Genomic DNA, 18,307 nt, shown 5'->3' on the forward strand with positions numbered 1-18,307 from the left:
CACCGTGCGCGGCGAGGGGTGTGCCGGCCCGTCAGGCGCGCTTCCGCGTCGGCTCCGGCGCGGGGGGAAGAGCTGCGTCGAGGCGGCGGAGCAGCAGGGGCGTCGCCAGCAGGAGCACGCCGGCCAGTCCGACGGCCGTGCGCGGGCCGAGCAGGCTGCCCAGCACGCCCCACAGGGCCGTCAGGAGCGCGGTCGCACCCCTGGTCGTCACCGCCCAGGCGGTCAGGGTGCGGGAGACCCGGTCGGTCACCGTGCGCTGGAGGCGGTAGGTGGCGTGGACGGGGTTGAAGACCCCGCAGCAGAGGATGAGCCCGAACTCGACGCCGATCACCAGCAGCAGCCCGCCGACGCCCGGCCCCAGGAAGACCAGGCCGACGGGCCAGACCGCGCGCAGCGACCCGGCCACGGCCAGGACCCGGTGCTGCCCGAACCGGGTGACGAGCGGCCGGGCCAGCCGCGATCCGAGCAGCCCTCCGATCGAGGGCGCGGCGAAGGCCAGGCCGTACTGCCACGGTGCGAACCCCAACGGTCCGAGCATCAGGACGACCAGCAGCGGTTGGACGGCCATCACCAGGCCGTTGAACAGGGCGGTGTTGAAGAACAGCGGCCGCAGGGCCGCGTCGGAGAGGATGTACCGCCATCCGTCGAGCAGGTCCTCGGCGCGCGTGCGCGTGGCCTCCCGGCGCCCGGGCCGCGGCTCGTGCCCGCCCGTCGCGCGGATGCACAGGGCCGAGAGCAGGTGGCTGACCGCGTCGGCCGCCACCGTCGCCACCGGACCGAGCAGTCCGATCGCCGCGCCGCCCAGCGGCGGTCCGACGATCGTGATCGTCCAGGACGTGGACTCGAACCGGGCGTTGGCGGCGAGCAGGTCCTCGGCCGGCAGCAGGTTCTTCAGGTAGGCGCCGGAGGCGGCGCGGAAGGTGATGTCGGCCGCCGCGACGACGACCGAGACCAGAAGGAGCTGGAGGAAGGTGAGCGCGCCGAGCGCGAACGCGGCGGGGACCGTCAGCAGCGCCGCGAACCGCGTCAGGTCCGTCGCGATCAGCACCTGCCGCTTGCGGCGGAACTCCACCCACGGGCCGAGCGGCACGGCCGCGGCCGCGCCCACCGCGGCCCCCGCGGAGGACAGTGCGGCGACCTCGGCCGGTCCGGCGTGCAGCACCTGGACGGCGATCAGGGGGAACGCGCCGAAGGCGAGCCAGGTGCCGAGCGCGCTGGTCCCGTACGCCGCCCAGAGCCACCCGAACCGCCGCCCCAGCCGGTTTCCGCTCCCCATGCCGACGCTCCCCGCCTTCACCCGTACAACCGATCCGCGACCGGAAGCATCCAAGCGAGGGCCGTGGCCGGGGATCAAACAACCGCGGACCCGCGGACCACAACCACCGGTTGTGGCACTAGGGTGCCGACGTGGACCTCGACGCCGTACGGACCTTCGTCGCCGCCGCGGACGCGGGGCGGTTCCAGGAGGCCGCCGCCGAACTGGCGATCACCCAGCAGGCCGTCTCCAAGCGCGTCGCCGCGCTGGAGCGCGACCTCGGCGTGCGCCTGTTCACCCGCACCGCCCGCGGCGCCCGGCTCAGCATCGACGGGCAGGCCTTCCTGCCGCACGCGCGCGAACTGCTGCGCGTCGCCGAGCGCGCGGAAGCGTCCGTGCGCCCCGGCCGCCGTCCGCTGCGCGTCGACGTGATCGCCTCGCGCGGTGCGGCGTCGGGCCTGATGCGCGCCTTCCACCGCGCCCACCCCGAGATCGAGCTCGACGTGGTGTGGCTGTTCGACATCGAGAAGGCCGTCACCGCCATCCGGTCCGGTGCCGTCGACGCGTCCTTCCGTGCCGTCGCCGCGCCCGGCCGGCCCCTTCCCGAGGACATCGCGTCCGTCAGGGTGCTCGACGAACCGCTCCAGCTCCTCACCGGCCCCGGCCACGCGCTGGCGGGCGCCCGGTCGGTGCCCCTCGCCCGGCTCGCCGGGCACCGGATCTGGATGCCGGGCGTCGTCCCCGGAACCGAATGGGCCGCCTACTACGACGACCTCGTCGCCGAGTTCGGCCTCACCATCGAGGCGACCGGCCCCAACTTCGGTTCCGACGCGCTCCTCGACACCGTCGCCGACACCCCCGCCCTGGCCACCTTCATGGGCGGGCGGACCCGCCTCGTCTGGCCCGCCGGCCACGACCTGCGCCGCATCCCGGTCACCGACCCGACCCCCGTCTACCCGCACTCGCTCCTGTGGCACCGCGACAATCCCCACCCGGCGCTGGACGTGCTCCGCGCCCACCTCGCCGCCGCATCGGCCGGCCACGACAGCGCCGGGACCTGGACGCCCGGCTGGGTGACACCGCGCTGAACGACCGCTTCCCCGGGCCGTGGAAGCCCGGTGCGGACCGCTCCTCCGGAACGGCCGCCGTGCGCACACCCCGGATGAGCGGCCCCGCCGCGAAGCCGCCGACGGTGCGCGGGCCGTCCCGCCGGCCGGACGCCACGGCCCGCTCGGTCACCACCGCCGTGTCCGGACCGGGGACCACGGCCGGGAGGGCGAGCACCCCCGTGTCCGCGAGGGGCTGGACGCACACGGACTCAGTCCCGCACCCGGGCCGTCTCGCGTTCTCGACGGGCGGCCCCGGAGAACGGTCGGGCCTCATCGGCACGGCGCCACCCGTCCGAGCCGTGCCGTGTTGCCGGGTCCGGCGTCCCCGGCGAGGGGGGTGGCGATGCCTCACCGCGCCCACCGCTTCCACCGGCCGGCCACCCCGCGACGGGCGGCGTCTCGGCGACCGTCGGAGACGACGCTGTTCAGCGGCGTCTACGGACTGGTGCCGGCCAGTGCGCTGGCCGCCGCGCTCGATTCTCCCGGTGAGGCGGACGAGCCCGGCTCCGACGCGCTGTGGGTCCTGCTCACCGCCCTCGCCTCCGCGGCCGCCCACGGCTACGCCCATGTTGTCGCGCACCGGATGTCGGCGGACGGCGCCGGGATCGGACTGCGCGCCATGCCCGCCGAGTGGCCCGTCGTCGTGGCGGCCCTCCCCACCGTCGTGCTGCTGCTGACCGCGATGCCCTCCTGGTGGACGGAGAGCCAGGCGGTGAACACCGCCCTGGTGCTCAACACCCTGCTCCTCGCCGGCTGGGGCGCGTGGACGGCGCGCAGGGCGGGCCGCGGGTGGGCGGCCTCAGTCCGGGCCGGGACCGCCGACATGCTGATCGGGCTGGTGATCATCGCGGCGAACGCCCTGATCAAGTAGCGGCCGTGACCGTCGGCGACCGGCTCCGCCGGGGCCGCCGCGGACGTGCTCCGGCTCCCCGGTGAGCCGGGTTTCCAGGCGGTAGTCGACCGTGACGTCACGGTAGTCCCGGCCCGGCACGACCTTCTCGGGAAGATGGTCGCGATCGCTGTGGCTCGTCGACTCCCGCTCCCCGACGCCCGGAAAGCGGACGGCCGTACGGGGCTCCTCCGTGAAACGGAGACGCTCGCTGTGGACCGTCGACCGGAACGAGATGTCGCGCACCGCGCTCTCCGCCGCCGTTCAGGGCGGCTCTTCCCGTTCACCGGTGGTGCGGCGGCGAGCGGGGCGCGGCGGCGGCTTCCCGTCCTCGGCGCGCACCCGACGCTTGCGGGTGCCGCTCTCGCTCCGGGCGGCCCGGTCCCGGCGCCCGTCCCCCGGCCCGCGCGCGCCCCGTGCGTCCGGCTCGGTCCGGCGTACGGTGCCGCCCGTGGCGTCCGCGGCGGCACGGCCGCCCTTCCGGGCGGCTTCGTCCGCCGTCGCCGCCACCTCCCCGGCTTCGCCCACCACGCTCCCGGCGATGTCGCCGGCCTCCTCGCCGACCGGGCCGGCAGCCGCCCGGCCCGCTCCGGCGCCGACGTCCTCCACCGTGCGTCCGACGTCACGGCCCACCTCCCGAACGGCCGCGCCCGCTCCTCGACCGACGTCCTCCGTCACCGAGCCGACACCGCGGCCCACGTCCCGGACGGCGCCCCCGGCGCCCCGGCCGACGTCCTGGACGGCCCGCCCGGCGCCCGTGCCCAGCTCACCCACCGCTTGGCGGGCTCCGCCGCCGACGTCCTGTACGGCGGATCCGACCCCTCGTGTCAGGTCACGCAGGATCTCCGGATTACGGTCGAGCGTGGTGAGCACCCGGTTGATGATCATGGCGACGTTGTCGAGACGCACTCTGAGCTGGGCCTGTGCCTCCACGCCCGAAATGCCCAGGTGCACGCGGCCGAGGGTGACGTCGGCGCCCACGCTCAGCCTCAGCAGATCCAGCACCTCGGTCTGCAGGGAGACGTGCGCCCGCAGGTTCTCGACGTCCAGGTCGATCTCGTCGACCTTCAGCAGGGGAACGTCCAGGAAGACATCGGGGTCCGCGTCGGCCGTCGCGGCGGTCCCGCGGGAGGCGGCCGCGTCCTCCACCTCGTAGGAGCCCGGCTCCTCGTCGTACGGCTCCGGCTGGGTGTACTCCTCGAGGTCCTCGGGGTCGCCGTCGTACGGGTCGCCCTCCTCGACGGGCGCCTCGTCGTTCTCGCCGTGCTCGTCCATCACCGCACCTCCCCGGTTCGCCGGTCCTCTCGTCCCATCTTGCTGCGCCACGAGGATCACCGCGCGGTCAGCACCGCCCGGCGGCGGACCGGGATCGCGGGGCGACCGCCGCCCGGAGCCCGGCACGGCGCCGTCATGACGACCGGACCGGCCGCAGGGCCTCCAGGGCGGGCGAAGCGGTGGGGACGCGCGGCCGCCCGCCGTCGGCCCGGGTGACCGAGGCCGGTACGGCCCCGCGGTCGCGCACGCGGGCCCCGGCCGTCCTCATCGGGCAGGCGCCCGCCCGCCCGGGGAACCTGCGCGGAGACGGTCCGCCGCTTCACCGAACCCGTTCTGCCCGGCCTCACGCTCCTCGCCCCGCGCAGCCGCGTCGAGTCGAACGGTGGCGAGCACCGCCGCGACCCGCGTACGGTCGCGCGCCTTGCCGTTTCGGCAACCGTGGCGTCTCCTCCAGGGCCGCCGGGCGGCCGCCCCGGGCCTCTCGGGCTCAGGGGCTTTCGGCGTGCCCTGCGAGCGCGGCGGTGTCCGGACGGACGGCGCCGTCCGCGCCCGTGGCGGTCGCCCGTGGCCTCGCCGCGGTGCGGGTCGGCACGGTGAGCACGGCGAGACAGCCGACGACCAGGGCGATGCCGGCCCATCCCGACGGGGGCAGGCGTTCGCCGACGACGAGTACGGCCAGGACGGCGGCGACGGCGGGTTCCAGCAGCGAGAGGGTGGTCGCGGTGCTCGCCGGGACGTGCGCGAGGCCCCGGCCGAACAGGACGTAGCCGACGAACATCGGCACCAGGGCCATGTAGACGCCGACGGCCGCGTTGGACCAGGAGGCGAGGAGCGGGCCTCCGGTGGCCAGCAGCACCGGGAGCAGCAGCAGGCCGCCCAGGCCGAAGACCGTCCCCATGGCCGCGCCGGAGGTGACACCGCGGCTGATCAGACGGTGGGCCGCCCAGGAGTACAGGGCGTAGGTGAGCCCGGCCGCCAGGCCGAGTCCCACGCCGAGCACGGTCTCCCCCGCGGTCCCGGCCCCGGGGGCCGAGTGGACGCCGGAGGCTTCGGCCGCGCACAGCACCACCGTCCCGGTCAGCCCCAGTGCCGCGCCGGTCGTCCAGCGGCGCGTGAGGCGGCGTCCGTCGACGACCCGCTCGATCAGGGCCGAGGCGAGCGGGGCCGAGCCGATCGACACCACGGTGCCGACGGCGACCCCGGCCAGGCGCATGGAGGAGTAGAAGGCCAGGGGGTAGGCCCCGACCGACACCAGGCCGAGCAGCACCGCCCCCTTGTGCGCGCGCAGCCGGGGGGCTTCCCGACGGATGCGCGGAGCGGCGACGAGGGCCTGGAGCAGACCGCCCAGACCCATGGCGACGGCCCCGATCGCGAGCGGTCCCACCGCGGGGGCGAAGGTCGCGGCGGTGCCCGTGGTCCCCCACAGCACCGACGCCACCAGGACGCACACCGCCCCGGCGCCCGTCGTGCCACCGTGTGTCCGGCGCCGGGTCACAACCGGTCCAGCAGGTCGGCCGCCATCGCCCGGGCGTGCTCCAGTCGCGTGCCCGCGCCCTCCAGGCCGGCGCGGGCCATCGCGCCCTCCAGCAGGAACGCCAGGTGTTCCGCCACCGCGCGCGCTTCCCCGGGCCGTCCGGGCAGCAGTTCCTCGAGGTGGCCGGCGAGCAGGGACTCGACCTCCTCCTTGTGCCGGCGCACCACGGCCCTGCCCTCGTCCCCGGCGGGCAGCTCGGCGGCCGCGTTCAGCAGCCCGCAGCCCCGGAACCCGTACTCGTAGGCGCGGGCGGCGTGATCGGCGTACGCGTCGAAGACGGCCAGCGCCCCCTCGCGGCCGTCCCGGACCCGCTCCAGGCGGCGCCGGTACAGGTCCAGCCACTCCTCGTGCCGTGCGTCGAGGTAGGCCCTCACCAGGTCGGCCTTGGAGGAGAAGTTGTTGTAGAGGCTCATCTTCGCCACGCCCGCCTCGGCGGTGATCGTGTCGATGCCCGTCGCCGCCACGCCGTCCGCGTAGAAGCGGCGTGCCGCGGCGGCGAGCAGCTTCTCACGCGCGGTCCCCCGTCGCGTGCCGGGGCGCTCCGCCGCCGTTCCGGTCTCGCTCATCGTGGTCCCTCCCTTTTACTAGGTAGGTCAGTCTACCCAAGAGGTGGCGGGGCGCCTTCTCCGGCGGCCGCCTCCCTCGCGCCCCGCGGGGCCGCGCTCGTCGAGACGGTTGTCGCCCCGCGCGCACCGGGCGACGATGTCCCCCAGCGCATCGCCCTGCGGGAGGCCGTGATGACCGATCCCTGGGTGGCCCTGGAGCCAGGAGCCGACCCTGCCGAGCGCGTACGCGTGCTGCACCGGGCGCACGAGACCTTCACCGAGGCCGGTACGGTGCCGCGCCCGGTGCGCGGCGTGGTCGCCGAGTCGTGGCGGCGCTCGGCGCGCGCCGGGGTGCACCCGGACGGCGCCGCCGACGTCGAACTGACGGGCAGTGACCTCGGGGCCCGCCGGGCCGAGCACCCGCTGGCGCATGTGATGCCGCTGTTCCGGGAGTTGCTGGGCACGTTCGCCTCCGACGGCCGGCACCTGCTGGCGGTGTGCGACGCGCGCGGCAGACTGCTGTGGGTCGAGGGGCACGCGTCGACGCTGCGGCAGGCACGGCGGATGAACTTCGTGCCGGGCGCCCGGTGGTCGGAGAGCGCGGTGGGGACGAACGCGCCGGGCACGGCGGTCGCCGTGGGCCGTCCGGTCCAGGTGTTCGCGGCCGAGCACTTCGTGCGGCGCGTGCAGCCGTGGACGTGCGCCGCGGCCCCGGTCCACGACCCCCGCACGGGGCGGCTGCTCGGCGCCGTGGACATCACCGGCGGGAACGGCCTCGCGCATCCGCACAGCCTGGGGTTCGTGCAGGCCGTGGCACGCGCGGCGGAGTACCGGCTGGCGCTGCCCGTCCCCGGACGCCGGGCCGCCGGCGGGCCCGGACTGGCGGCGCTGGGCCGCGACCGGGCGGTGCTGACGACGGAGGGCCGCAGACTCGGGCTCAGCCGTCGGCACAGCGAGATCCTCGTCCTGCTGGCCGGGCGTCCCGACGGCCTGACCGGTGACGAGCTGCTGTGCGCCCTGTACGAGGACGAGTCGGTGACACCGGTGACGCTGCGCGCGGAGCTCGCCCGGCTGCGCCAGGTGCTCGGGCCGGGGCTGCTCGCGTCGCGGCCCTACCGGCTCACGGTGTCCGTGGAGTCGGACCTCGCCGTCGTCGAACGCCGGATGACGGCCGGCGCGGTCACCACCGCTCTGGCCGCCTACCCGGGCCCGCTGCTGCCCGCCTCCCGGGCCCCGGCGGTCGTACGGCTCAGGCGCCGCCTCGCCGACGGCCTGCGCGCGGCGCTGCTCGCCCGCCCGGACCCCGATCTGCTGGCCGACTGGGTCCACGCTCCGTGGGGCGAGGAGGACGTGGACGTGTGGCGGGCGCTGGCCGCGGTCCGGCCGACGGCCGTGAACCGGGCCCGTCTGGCCGCGCTCGAGTCGGAGCTGGGGGCCCCGGGGGGCCGGGCCCGCCGCGAGGACCGGTAGCACCGCCGTTCTCCCGCAACGTGGTTGCAACGTCCGCCTCCTTACGCTCCGGCGCAGAGCTGCCCAACGGCGGGCGGCGCTGACGAAGGAGGCCAGTTCCGCATGACCCGTTACGCGGCGCCCGGGAGCGAGGGCGCGATCGTCTCCTACCAGTCCCGCTACGACCACTTCATCGGCGGCGAGTACGTACCTCCGGTCGCGGGGCGGTACTTCGAGAACCCGAGCCCGGTGAACGGCCTGCCGTTCACCGAGGTGGCGCGCGGCACGGCGGAGGACGTCGAGGCGGCGCTCGACGCGGCGCACGCGGCCGCGCCCGGCTGGGGGCGCAGGCCGGCGACCGAGCGGTCCGACATCCTGCTGAAGATCGCCGACCGCATGGAGGCCGACCTGGAATCACTCGCGGTGGCGGAGAGCTGGGAGAACGGCAAGCCCGTGCGGGAGACCCTGGCGGCCGACATCCCGCTGGCCGTCGACCACTTCCGCTACTTCGCCGGTGCCGTGCGCGCCCAGGAGGGCTCGCTCAGCGAGGTCGACGAGGACACGGTCGCCTATCACTTCCACGAACCGCTGGGCGTGGTCGCCCAGATCATCCCGTGGAACTTCCCGGTCCTGATGGCGACGTGGAAGCTCGCGCCCGCCCTCGCCGCGGGCAACACGGTCGTCCTCAAGCCCGCCGAGCAGACGCCGGTCTCCATCCACTACTGGCTGAGCCTCGTCTCCGACCTGCTGCCGCCGGGGGTGCTGAACATCGTCAACGGCTTCGGCCCGGAGGCCGGCAAGCCGCTCGCGTCGAGTCCGCGGGTGGCGAAGGTGGCCTTCACCGGCGAGACGTCCACGGGGCGGCTGATCATGCGGTACGCGGCGGAGAACCTGAAGCCGGTCACGCTGGAGCTGGGCGGCAAGTCGCCGAACATCTTCTTCGACGACGTGTGGGAGAAGGACGACGAGCTGCGCGACAAGGCCCTCGAAGGGTTCACGATGTTCGCGCTGAACCAGGGCGAGGTGTGCACGTGTCCCTCCCGGGGGCTGATCCAGCGCGGCAACTACCCCGACTTCCTGGCCGCGGCCGTCGCCCGCACCGAGCTGATCAGGCCCGGACACCCGCTCGACACCGACACGATGATCGGCGCGCAGGCCTCCGGCGAGCAGCTGGCCAAGATCCTGTCCTACATCGACATCGGCCGGCAGGAGGGCGCCAAGGTCCTCACGGGCGGCGAACGCGCCGAGTACGACGGCGACCTGAAGGGCGGCTACTACGTGCAGCCGACCATCTTCGAGGGCGACAACCGGATGCGCGTCTTCCAGGAGGAGATCTTCGGTCCCGTCGTCTCGGTGGCCTCGTTCGACGGCTTCGACGACGCGATCAGGATCGCCAACGACACGTCGTACGGCCTCGGCGCGGGCGTGTGGACCCGCGACATCAACACGGCCTACCGCGCCGGGCGCGCGATCCAGGCGGGCCGCGTCTGGACGAACTGCTACCACGCCTACCCCGCGCACGCGGCGTTCGGCGGTTACAAGCAGTCCGGGATCGGCCGGGAGACGCACAAGATGATGCTGGACCACTACCAGCAGACGAAGAACCTGCTGGTGTCGTACTCGCCGAAGAAACTGGGCTTCTTCTGAGCGCAGGAGAAGGGCGCCTGCCCAGGGATGACGTCCGGCAGGCGCCTTTCTCGAAGCGCATCCGTGCAGCAAGCGGAAACACACCCTCACTCCCGGCGTCTCCCGCCCGTGTCCCAGCTCTGACCATCGGTTCCGGGGCGTTTACGGGTCGAGGTCCCGCCAGAGGCCGTCTGTCCCCGAGAGGCGTACCCGCTCCGGCTCATTCGCAGGACCGGAGGACCCGGGGGCTTCGGGTGGAGCGGTGGGGACCGAGTCGCCGGACGGCTTACAGGACTTTGCCGCCAAAAGCCCCGCGACGACCCGATCGCTGATGGGGAGAGGCGACTCGATCGCCGCTGCGGGACAACGTCGGCGAGGCCGTCCGCGGGATCGGCGGACGACGAGTCGGCGAAGGGGGACGTGCCCGAGATCCGGTCCGGAACGGGCACCGGCAAGGCGCGTCGCCACACCGTGGTGATCAACGCGGACGGCGTCCCGGTCCCTCCGTCCGTCCCCGCGGCGACCGGCCGGTTCCGTACCGCCTTCGTCGGCCGCGTTGGGCCCCGTCGGCAGTCATCGGATGTAAGAGAGCAACACAACGACAGACGTCGGATGACTGCCCGACGGCGCACCCTGCCTTCCGGGAGCCCGATGCACCGGCTTCCAATTGCGCCTTGACGAAGTCTTGTCATGTTCGGTGACGCCATCGTAACGTCCTGCATGTCCGCGAAGACATCGGAGGAATCAATGGCCGTTGTGCACGGCCATTGAACGCCATGCGCGTCGAGACGTCGCGCGGTCCCTCGCACGCTCCGCTCGCCGATCGCCCCGTGCTCCGCTCCAGCCCCGTCCCGGCCGCCCTGCGGCTCCCGTCCGGCCAAGGAGAGAACACCGGCCATGAAGCTCGCCCGTACACGCTTCCGTTCCCGATCCACCGCCGCGGCCGCCGGCGCCGTCATCGCGGCCCTCGCCCTCACCACCGCCTGCAACCGCGACAGCACGGGCGCGGGCGGCGACAAGCCGGCCATCGGCATCGACCTGCCCCGCTCCGACTCCGACTTCTGGAACTCCTACGCGCAGTATCTGGAGAAGGGCATCGAGTCCGACGGCGTCAACGCCCTGCCGTTGAGCAACTCGCAGAACGACGTGACCAAACTGGCCGCCAACGTGCAGGTCTTCCGGAACAGCGGCGCCAAGGCCGTCGTCATGGCCCCGCAGGACACCGGGGCGATCGCGTCCACCCTCGACAGCCTCGCGGCCAGGGGGATCCCGGTCGTCAGCGTCGACACCCGGCCCGACAAGGGCGAGGTCTACATGGTCGTACGCGCCGACAACCGGGCGTACGGGACCAAGGCCTGCGAGTTCCTCGGCGAACGGCTGGGCGGCAAGGGGAAGGTGGCCGAACTCCAGGGCGCCCTGGACTCCATCAACGGGCGGGACCGCTCCGAGGCGTTCGCGGCATGCATGAGGGAGAAGTTCCCGAACATCAAGGTGTTCGAACTGCCCACCGACTGGAAGGGGGACGTGGCCTCCGCCAAACTGCAGAACCTGCTCGCCCAGCATCCCGATCTGAACGGCGTCTACATGCAGGCCGGTGGTGTCTTCCTGCAGCCGACCCTGGCGCTGCTCGAACAGAAGGGTCTGCTGAAGCCCACGGGCCACGAGGACCACATCACCATCGTCTCCAACGACGGCATCCCGCAGGAGCTCGACGCCATCCGCAAGGGGCAGATCGACGCCACCGTCTCCCAGCCCGCCGACCTCTACGCCGAGTACGCGCTGTACTACGCCCGGGCCGCGGCCGAGGGCAGGACCTTCGAGCCGGGCAGGACCGACCACGGCTCCACCATCATCGAGATCCCGGGCGGTCTCGAGGACCAGCTGCCCGCGCCTCTGGTGACCAAGGACAACGTGGACGACAAGGCCCTGTGGGGCAACTCCGTCGGCCAGTGAGCCTCTCCCTGCACCTCCTCCCCACCTCACCACCAAGGACGGTATCCACATGGCGGACACCGCCACCGCCCCGGCGCACGGCAGCGGGGAGCCGGTCCCCGTGACCGAGGCGACCGGCATCAGCAAGAGGTACGGCGCCACCGTGGCGTTGCGCGACGCCCGTATCACCGTCGCCCCCGGTGAGGCGCATGCTCTGGTCGGCCGCAACGGTGCCGGCAAATCGACGCTCGTGTCCGTCCTGACCGGGCTGCAGGCACCCGACACCGGCACCCTGCGCTTCTCGGGCGCGCCCGCACCCGCCGTCGGCGACATCGACGCCTGGCGTTCCCGGGTCGCCTGCGTCTACCAGCGGTCCACCATCATCCCCGGCCTGACGGTCGCCGAGAACTTGTTCCTGAACCGGCAGAGCGACGGAGCGCTCCGGCCCATCCGCTGGAAGGAACTGCACCGGCGCGCAGAGGAACTCCTCGCGGAGTACGGCGTGGACGTCGACGCCGCCGCGCGGGCCGGGGACCTGACCGTGGAGCAACGGCAGTTCGTCGAGATCGCGCGGGCGCTGTCCTTCGGCACCCGCTTCATCATCCTGGACGAGCCGACCGCGAAACTCGACGCGCGCGGCATCAGCAGGCTCTTCGACAAGCTCCGCGCCCTTCGCCGGCAAGGGGTCGCCTTCCTCTTCATCTCGCACCACCTGCGGGAGGTGTACGAGCTGTGCGGCACGGTCACGGTCTACCGGGACGCCGCGCACATCCTCACCGCGCCCGTCGCCGAGCTCGGCCACCGGGCCCTCGTCGAAGCCATGACCGGGGAGCCCACGGCCGGTGGACCGGCCCGCGTGGCGGTGCCGAGCGGCTCCGGCACCGGGGCCGGGGACGTCCTGACGGTCGAGGGGCTGACGCTCGAGGACGGCTGCCGCGACCTGTCCCTGTCGGTCCGCGCCGGTGAGGTGCTGGGGCTCGCCGGCGCGGCGGCGAGCGGCAACGTACGGGTGGCGGAGGCCATCGCCGGACTGCACCGGGCCGAGGCGGGCGGCATCACGGTCGCCGGCCGGCCCGTGCACGCCGGCAGCGTGCCGTCGGCGCTCGCGGCGGGGGTGGGGCTGGTTCCCGAGGACCGTCACCTGCAGGGACTGGTGCACCACCGCAGCGTGGCCGAGAACGCCACGCTCACCGTGACCAGCCAGCTCGGCCCGTTCGGCACCGTTCTGCCCAGGCGTTCCGGCCGCTTCGCCCAGCGCATGATCGAGGATCTGGACATCAAGACTCCGGGCGCGGCCACTCCGGTGTCGGCTCTCTCCGGCGGCAACCAGCAGAAGGTCGTCGTCGCCCGCGCCCTGGCCACCGACCCGCGGGTACTGGTGGCCATCCGCCCCACCAACGGGGTGGACGTCAAGTCGAAGGAGTTCCTCCTGGACCGGATCCGGCGGGTCGCCGACGCGGGCAAGGCCGCGCTGATCGTCTCCGACGAGCTGGACGACCTCAAGGCGTGCGACCGGGTCCTCGTCATGTTCCACGGGCGTGTGGTCGCCGAGTTCGGCCCCGGCTGGCAGGACGAGCAGGTGGTGGCCGCCATGGAGGGTGTGGCCGGCGCTCCCTGTGCCGCCGCGACGTCCGGATCCCTCGCCACCGATGTGCACGGGAGGTAGTCGTGTCTTCCACCACGGACGTCACCGAATCCGCGGCGGCGGGAACGGGGCGGGCAGCCGCCGCCGAGGACGCCCGGCGCGGGCTCGGCCTCGGGCCCGGCCTCGGCCGTTTTCGTGAACTGTCCCTGGTCCCGGTCATCCTGGCCCTGGGGCTGATCGGCTTCATCGTCTCGCCGGCCTTCCTGACCGCCGACAACCTCATCGGTGTGGCCCAGCAGTCGACCGAGCTGAGCCTGCTGGTCCTGGCCACCGCGTTCATCCTGATCGCGGGGCGGATGGACCTGTCCCTCGAGTCCACCATCGGTGTGGCGCCCGTGATCGCCGTCTGGCTCGTCCTGCCCACCAGCGGCGCGCGGTTCACCGGCCTGGGGCTGCTGCCCGAGTGGACGGCCGTTCCGCTCTGCCTGCTGGTGGGGGTCGTGATCGGCGCCGTCAACGGGTTCCTGATCCTGAGACTGCGGCTCAACGGCTTCATCGTCACGCTCGGCATGCTGACCATGCTGCGCGGGCTGCAGGTCGCCCTGTCCGAGGGTCAGTCGATCGTCGAGCTGCCGTCCTCCTTCACTTATCTGGGCAGGGCGTCCTGGCTGGGCGTACCCGCCGCGATCTGGATCTGCCTGGCGCTGTTCACCCTCGGCGGCAGCGCACTGGCGTGGCTGCGCCACGGCAGGGCGCTGTACGCGATCGGCGGAAACGCGGAGGCCGCCCGCACCGCCGGCATCCGCGTCGACCGGATCGTGTGGGCGGTGCTGATCCTCGGCAGCCTGCTGGCCGCGTTCGCCGGCATCCTCTACAGCGGGCACTACGGGTCCGTCTCCGCCACTCAGGGCAACGGCTGGATCTTCCAGGTGTTCGCCGCGACCGTCATCGGCGGCGTCAGCCTCAACGGCGGCAAGGGATCCGTCTTCGGCGCGCTCACCGGCGTACTCACCCTCCAGCTCGTCGTCAACGTCATGACGCTGGCCGGGGTTCCGCCGCTGTGGAACCAGTTCCTCAACGGCGCGATCATCATCGTCGCCCTCGTCATCTCCCGCTTCGCCTCCGGCGAGAAGCAGGAGTAGCGCCCTGCCGGTCGCCGGCCCTTTCCCGCCCTCACCACGAGGAAAGACACCACCGCCAGGAAGGCAGGACTTTCGCATGCAACGAAGAGGCTTCCTCACCACCTCGGTGGCCACTTCGGCCGCCCTCACCGTGGGGCTGCCCCTCACCGCCCGAACCGCGTCCGCGGCCCCGTGGTCCGCCCCGGAGGCGTCCCGCCTCGTCCTGTGGTACGACAAGCCGGCCGCACAGTGGCTGGAAGCGTTACCACTCGGCAACGGCCGCCTCGGCGCGATGGTGTTCGGCGGTCCGGACACCGAGCGGCTCCAGCTCAACGAGGACACCCTGTGGGCAGGCGGCCCGTACGAACCCGCGAACCCCCGGGGACTGGCCGGCCTTCCCGAGATCCGCCGCCGGGTCTTCGCCGGCGAGCGGGCCGCCGCCCAGCAACTGATCGACTCGACGTTCATGGGCGACCCCCTCGGGGAACTCATGTACCAGACCGTCGGCAACCTGCGTCTGAGCTTCGCGGGCATGGACGCGGGCGAAGTCACCGGTTACCGGCGCGAGCTGGACCTGGACACGGCCGTGGCGACGACGACGTACACCCGTGGCAACGTCGCGTACCGGCGCGAGGTGTTCGCGAGCCACCCCGACCAGGTGATCGTGGTCAGGCTGACCGCCGACGGCCCCGGCGCGCTGTCGTTCACCGCGGCCTTCGACAGTCCGCAGCAGGCCGAGACGTCCTCCCCCGACCGGATCACCGCCGCCTTGGAGGGGACCGGGCAGACCAGGGAGGGCGTCCCCGGCCAGGTCCGCTTCCGCGCCCTGGTCCGCGCGCACAGCGAGGGAGGCGCCGTCCGCAGCGAGAACGGCACACTGACCGTGGACGGGGCCGACGCGGTCACTCTGCTGGTGTCCGTGGGCAGCAGCTACAACAACTACCGGGACGCCTCCGGCGATCACCGGGCCCGCGCCGAGCGGCCGCTGAACGCCGCGGCGGGCGCCCCGTACGGAAAGCTGCGTTCGCGGCACGTGCGCGACCACCGTGCGCTCTTCGGCCGGCTGTCGCTGGACCTCGGCACCACGGAGGCGGCCGCCCTCCCGACCGACCAGCGGGTGGCCGCCTTCGCCGGGGGCGAGGACCCGCACCTGGTCACCTTGCACTACCAGTACGGCCGCTACCTGCTCATCGCCTCCTCCCGGCCCGGCACCCAGCCCGCCACCCTCCAGGGCATCTGGAACGAGGAGCTCTCCCCGCCGTGGGACTCCAAGTACACGATCAACATCAACACGGAGATGAACTACTGGCCCGCGCCCGCCACCAACCTGCTGGAGTGCTGGGAGCCCGTCTTCGCCCTACTCGACGACCTCGCCGAGGCCGGGCGCCGAACCGCGCGGGTGCAGTACGGCGCGGACGGCTGGGTCGCCCATCACAACACCGACGTCTGGCGCGGCACCGCGCCCGTGGACGGCGCGTTCTGGGGCATGTGGCCCACCGGTGGCGCGTGGCTCGCCACCTCCGTCTGGGAGCACTACCGCTTCACCGGCGACCGCGCCGCCCTCCGCCGGCGCCTGCCCGTACTCGAAGGGGCGGTCCGCTTCTTCCTCGACGCGCTCGTGCCCGACCCCACCACCGGGCACCTGGTCACCTGCCCGTCCGTGTCCCCCGAGAACGCCCACCACCCGGGCGTCTCGGCGTGCGCCGGGCCGACCATGGACAACCAGATCCTGCGCGACCTCTTCGACGGCTACCTCGCTGCCTGCGACACGCTCGGCATCAGCTCCCCGTACGGGCAGCGGGTGCGCGAGGCACGTGCCGGGCTGCCGCCCATGAAGATCGGCGCGCAGGGACAGCTGCAGGAATGGCAGCACGACTGGGACGCCGGGGCGCCCGAGCAGCACCACCGTCACGTCTCCCATCTGTACGGGCTGCACCCGAGCAACCAGATCACCAAGCGCGGTACTCCGGACCTTTTCCGGGCCGCGCTGAGGACACTCGAGCTGCGCGGGGACGCGGGGACCGGCTGGTCCCTCGCCTGGAAGATCAATTTCTGGGCACGGGCCGAGGACGGGGCTCGTTCCTTCAAGCTCCTCACCGACCTGCTCACCCCCGAACGCACCGCCCCCAACCTCTTCGACCTGCACCCGCCGTTCCAGATCGACGGCAACTTCGGCGCCACCGCGGGGGTCACCGAGTGGCTCCTCCAGTCCCACACCGACGAGGTGCACCTGCTGCCCGCGCTGCCCCCACAGCTCCCTGACGGACAGGTCACCGGCCTCCTCGCCCGCGGCGGCCTCACCGTCGACCTCACCTGGCGCGGCGGCGAGCTGCGCCGCGCCCGCCTGTCGGCACGCCAGGGCGGCACCGTACGCCTGCGCACCGCCGTCCCGGTCACCGTGCGCTCCGCCGACGGCGCCGCGCCGGAGGTGAGGCGCCCCGAGAAGGCGGTCTCCGTGTTCAGGACCAAGAAGGGCGGAGATTACGTGATCACACCGCGCTGACGCCCCGGGACGCCGCGCGTCGGGATGTGTGCCAGGACGGTGGCCGCCGCGCGCGCCGAAGGCGCCCATGTCAGTCGTGCCGGAGGGTTCGAACTGAGGTTTTTCCGGCCGCGGCCACGGCCGGCTGGACACGAGCCGGCCGTGGCCTCGCATACGGGTGGCGGCCGGATGCCCGGTACCGACGGACAGCCGCCGACAGGCGTCGATCAGCCCCGTCACGCCCCTCGGGCCGGCTTCGCCGAGCTTCTGCCGGCCGCCCGGTCCGGCTGCCCAAGGGCTTCGCGGGGAACAGCTTCATGGTCTCCAGGGCCGCGGAGAGGACCCGCATCGGCTCGGCCGCCATGGCGGGAATCACCGGCACGCCCGGCGTCCGGAGACGGGCGACGAGTCGTTCGTCGTGACCGGGGGACGTCGGCGCGCCCCCGGCCGCCACGGCCCGTGCCGCCTGTTCGGCGATGAGGACGATGCCGGCCACGACGGCCGTCCAGCGCTGTGTGCGTGGTCCGGTGGCATCGTGGCAGAGGGCCGGCCGAGTCGCAGCGGGATCGATCCGGGGGTGCCGCATCGCTCCGGGAGAGCCGATTCCGCGCTTCGTTCCGTCGGACGGTGCGTTCCGAGCCTGATCCTGAATCTCGGCGATCCCCTCGCGAGCGGGCTGCGCTGCGCGGCGGTCACCGTCGTGGAACCGGTACACGACCGTCACCGGGCGCTGGGCGTACCGGGATCGCCGGTCTGCGGGGGAGCTCACCGAACGCGCCCTCGGCGCGGGACGCCTGAACATGCGCAATGTCGACCGCTCATTGAATGAAATGGCACATTGATAGGATGTATTAAAGCTTCAAAGTGGCCGTCTGCCCCTTAACAACGGTTTTTACGTGAGTCTTGACGGCAGATACATAGGATCTCTACCTTCATGGGGAGAACCAGAACGAAGACCGCCAGGAGCAGACCGGGCACAGGGCGCCCCACCACCGTGGTCCGCGAGTGAGGAAGCCAGGTACTTCGACGATCACTCCGTTCCCCGCCCGCGGTGCACACCACCTCTGCGACCGGCCGTGCCGCATCTCGCCGGAACCTTCGGCCGGGGTGCGGCACGGAAACATGGGAGCGCTCCCCTGCACTCCCGCCGTCCGGTCGAGGCGTACTCGTCGCCACGGACGAGAGGCCTTCCGCTCACTTCTGTATCAACGTCCGGCCGGATCGCCCGGACGTCATCGGCACGACAGCGAAGGAGAGACACCTGTGCGCAGGAAAGACAGGAAGAAACGGCAGCCGGGGGGACCTCACTGGTTACCCATGGCCGCGTGGGGCGCGTTGACCGCCGTGGTCATGGCCCTCGGCATGGTGGCCCTGCCGGCTTCGACGGCCACCGCGGCCACCCCGGTCGCGGGTCAGACGTACCGGATCAGCGTGGCCGCCGGCAACAAGTGCCTGGAGATCAAGAACGGCGTCCCCGACGACGGCGCACTGCTCCAACAATGGCA

At 73.1% G+C, this 18,307-nt stretch carries 13 protein-coding genes; 9 read left to right on the forward strand and 4 right to left on the reverse strand.

The genetic code is table 11. The features are described 5' to 3' along the window. Nucleotides 1–31 precede the first annotated feature (31 nt). Entirely contained in the window at nucleotides 32–1,276 is a 1,245-nt protein-coding gene (locus ADK41_RS32605) for an MFS transporter (protein WP_030824035.1), read from the reverse strand. 131 nt (nucleotides 1,277–1,407) lie between these two features. Between ADK41_RS32605 and ADK41_RS32610 the strand changes: the two genes are divergently transcribed. Together ADK41_RS32610 and ADK41_RS32615 are read left to right on the forward strand one after the other, a co-directional pair. Continuing rightward, entirely contained in the window at nucleotides 1,408–2,343 is a 936-nt protein-coding gene (locus ADK41_RS32610) for a LysR family transcriptional regulator (protein WP_030824037.1), read from the forward strand. Nucleotides 2,344–2,707: 364 nt separating this feature from the next. Beyond that, on the forward strand, nucleotides 2,708–3,235 hold the full coding sequence (locus ADK41_RS32615) for a hypothetical protein (protein WP_030824039.1): 528 nt from the start codon (nucleotides 2,708–2,710) through the stop codon (nucleotides 3,233–3,235). A 282-nt stretch (nucleotides 3,236–3,517) separates the two neighbouring features. Here the strand turns inward: ADK41_RS32615 and ADK41_RS32620 are convergent, their stop codons facing one another. From ADK41_RS32620 to ADK41_RS32630, 3 genes are all read right to left on the reverse strand, one after another. Then, nucleotides 3,518–4,528, reverse strand: a complete 1,011-nt coding sequence (locus ADK41_RS32620) for a hypothetical protein (RefSeq protein WP_030824040.1) — start codon at nucleotides 4,526–4,528, stop codon at nucleotides 3,518–3,520. A gap of 487 nt (nucleotides 4,529–5,015) precedes the next feature. Beyond that, complete coding sequence (locus ADK41_RS32625; protein ID WP_199821911.1) at nucleotides 5,016–6,023, reverse strand: DMT family transporter; 1,008 nt, start codon at nucleotides 6,021–6,023, stop codon at nucleotides 5,016–5,018. Beyond that, the gene (locus tag ADK41_RS32630; protein ID WP_030824044.1) at nucleotides 6,020–6,628 is read right to left on the reverse strand and encodes a TetR/AcrR family transcriptional regulator; all 609 of its coding nucleotides are present in this window, start codon (nucleotides 6,626–6,628) and stop codon (nucleotides 6,020–6,022) included. The genes ADK41_RS32625 and ADK41_RS32630 overlap by 4 nt, the downstream gene beginning before the upstream one ends. 171 nt (nucleotides 6,629–6,799) lie before the next feature. Here ADK41_RS32630 and ADK41_RS32635 point away from each other — a divergent pair, with 171 nt between their 5' ends. From ADK41_RS32635 to ADK41_RS32665, 7 genes are all read left to right on the forward strand, one after another. Then, on the forward strand, nucleotides 6,800–8,077 hold the full coding sequence (locus tag ADK41_RS32635) for a GAF domain-containing protein (RefSeq protein WP_030824046.1): 1,278 nt from the start codon (nucleotides 6,800–6,802) through the stop codon (nucleotides 8,075–8,077). Between the two features lie 102 nt (nucleotides 8,078–8,179). Then, nucleotides 8,180–9,703: an acetaldehyde dehydrogenase ExaC gene (exaC, locus tag ADK41_RS32640; protein ID WP_030824048.1), complete on the forward strand. Its 1,524-nt coding sequence runs from the start codon at nucleotides 8,180–8,182 to the stop codon at nucleotides 9,701–9,703. A gap of 876 nt (nucleotides 9,704–10,579) precedes the next feature. Then, nucleotides 10,580–11,635, forward strand: coding sequence for a sugar ABC transporter substrate-binding protein (locus tag ADK41_RS32645; protein ID WP_030824051.1), 1,056 nt, complete (start codon nucleotides 10,580–10,582; stop codon nucleotides 11,633–11,635). A gap of 49 nt (nucleotides 11,636–11,684) precedes the next feature. Then, nucleotides 11,685–13,280 carry a sugar ABC transporter ATP-binding protein gene (locus ADK41_RS32650; RefSeq protein WP_030824054.1) on the forward strand — a complete coding sequence of 532 codons (1,596 nt, stop codon included), beginning with the start codon at nucleotides 11,685–11,687 and terminating at the stop codon, nucleotides 13,278–13,280. Nucleotides 13,281–13,282: 2 nt separating this feature from the next. Further along, nucleotides 13,283–14,341: an ABC transporter permease gene (locus ADK41_RS32655; RefSeq protein ID WP_030824056.1), complete on the forward strand. Its 1,059-nt coding sequence runs from the start codon at nucleotides 13,283–13,285 to the stop codon at nucleotides 14,339–14,341. Between the two features lie 76 nt (nucleotides 14,342–14,417). After that, a complete protein-coding gene (locus ADK41_RS32660) occupies nucleotides 14,418–16,823 on the forward strand; it encodes a glycoside hydrolase family 95 protein (RefSeq protein WP_030824059.1) in 2,406 nt (801 codons plus the stop codon). Nucleotides 16,824–18,119: 1,296 nt separating this feature from the next. Continuing rightward, the coding region (locus ADK41_RS32665; RefSeq protein ID WP_030824062.1) for an RICIN domain-containing protein at nucleotides 18,120–18,307 on the forward strand (188 nt) is incomplete at its 3' end.

Source organism: Streptomyces caelestis (genome assembly GCF_001279005.1).
GTDB classification, from domain to species: domain Bacteria; phylum Actinomycetota; class Actinomycetes; order Streptomycetales; family Streptomycetaceae; genus Streptomyces; species Streptomyces heliomycini.